Below are 1,872 nucleotides of genomic sequence, written 5' to 3'. Positions count from 1 at the left end.
ATCGGCCACCACGACACCGGCGAACACCGTCCCGCTCGAAAATCCGGTGGGCCGTCCGAACGCCACCACGCCCGGGTCACCCGGTACCACCCCGGGCGCCCCGATGCTCGCCGCGCCCGCGTTTCTCCCTCTCCACCCGGGGCCCGCGGCCCATCACCCCCCGGCCCTCACACCCCGGGGACGGGCCAAAACCACTGAGGGCCTCGTACGACTCGGCGCGGTGGCTCGGCGGTATCAGCGCGGAAGCCTGGCGGGCGGCTGTCCGTACACACGAAACCGCCGGCGTTCGGCCGGCGGTTTCGTGTGGTGTTGTTGTTTCGGGGCTCAGCCGGCCGCGGAGGTGGCGAGTGCCTTCTCGCGTTTGGCTGCTTCGCGGGCGAGCATGCGGTCGCGCTGCTCCTCGAACTTCTCGACATCCTTGGACAGCTTGTCCAGGAAGTTCCCCAGGCGTTCCCGGGTCTCCTCACCGCGGGCGGTGAAGTCGGTACGGCCGAAGATATTCCACTTCTTGAGCACCGGCTGGACGACCTCTTCGAGGTGCTGGCGCAGATCGTAGATTCCGTGCTTGGCCATCAGGACGCCGTTGCGCCGGAAGTTGGGCATACCCGCGCCGGGCATCTGGAAGTTCTCCAGGATCAGGGTGATCGCGTCGAGCGCCTGATCGGGGCACAGGTCCAGGGCCGCGCCGCACATATTGCGGTAGAAGATCATGTGCAGGTTCTCGTCGGCCGCGATGCGCTGCAGCATCCGGTCGGCGATGGCGTCGTCGCACACCTTGCCGGTATTGCGATGGGAGACGCGGGTGGCCAGTTCCTGGAAGGTCACGTAGGCGACCGAGTGCAGGAAGCCGGCGTCGGCTTCGGCGGGGGAGGCGAAGCCGTTGGTCATATGGACCATCCGGGCCTGTTCCAGCGCGACCGGATCGACGCCGCGGGTGACCACCAGGTAGTCCCGCATGACGATGCCGTGCCGGTTCTCCTCGGCGGTCCAGCGTCCGACCCAGGTGCCCCAGGCGCCGTCCTGCGAGAAGTTCTCGGCGATTTCGCGATGGTAGGAGGGCAGATTGTCCTCGGTCAGCAGGTTGGTGATCATGGCCGCCTTGGCGACCTCGCTGAGCTTGGATTGTTCGGGGTCCCAGTCCACGCCACCGAGCGCGGCGAAGTTGCGACCCTCGTCCCACGGGACGTAGTCGTGCGGATGCCACTCTTTTGCCAAGGAGAGGTGCCGGTTGACGTTCTGCTCGGCAACCGGCTCCAACTCTGTGAGCAGCTCGAGTTGAGTCAGATCCCTTGCCATGTGATCAAGCCCTTCATTATGTTGCGTTCGTGCGGGTCACCTGATGTAGACCGTTGCCGATGCGGCCATACCTTACGGCACCGTAGGTGTGATGCGAAACGCATCTGGCGGACAAAGATCGCACGGTGCGCGCACCTTCCTGCCACCGGCCGTCACAGCGAGTGTATGACCCGAAACTCGGTTATGGGCATATCGATACCCCCGGCGATGGCGTTAGCCGAGGTGGGAAACAGCACAACCGGCGGCGGCCGGGTAGGCCGTTCTCGGTCCGGTGGCCGGGCCGAGGCCCTGCTCACGGCGGTAATTTACGACGTTTGGAATGCCCGGCCGGGAAATCGGCGGGGGTTGCCGCAGCGCCGTGAGTCGATTTCGGTCACAGTGGCGGGCCGCTAAGCCTGGTCCAGTTCACAGGGTGAGAAAGCTCTCGATGAAGGCCGCCCCGGATCCGGCAACGCGCCTGCAGAACGACAGCGGGCTCCCGGCGGTGGCCGGGGGGCCGAGCGGGACCCCCCCCAGGCGGGAACCGGGGACCGGCGGTTTAAAATTGCGTTGCGGTGACAGCTGAGCATATGGGGG

The 1,872-nt window shown here is 66.2% G+C and carries 1 protein-coding gene; it reads right to left on the bottom strand.

The annotated features are described in order from the left end of the window. Window positions 1–324: 324 nt before the first annotated feature. Window positions 325–1,296, bottom strand: a complete 972-nt coding sequence (locus QH276_RS08130; RefSeq protein WP_280398938.1) for an acyl-ACP desaturase — start codon at window positions 1,294–1,296, stop codon at window positions 325–327. Window positions 1,297–1,872: the final 576 nt, after the last annotated feature.

The organism is Nocardia carnea (assembly GCF_029869215.1).
Taxonomy (GTDB): Bacteria; Actinomycetota; Actinomycetes; order Mycobacteriales; family Mycobacteriaceae; genus Nocardia; species Nocardia carnea_B.
The sequence above is the reverse complement of the archived record's forward strand: the minus strand, read 5'-3'. Positions and strand labels throughout refer to the sequence as shown.

Coding starts and splice junctions, on each gene's coding strand:
- QH276_RS08130 (WP_280398938.1), bottom strand. CDS start 1,296: ATGGCAAGGGATCTGACTCAACTCGAGCTGCTCACAGAGTTGGAGCCG.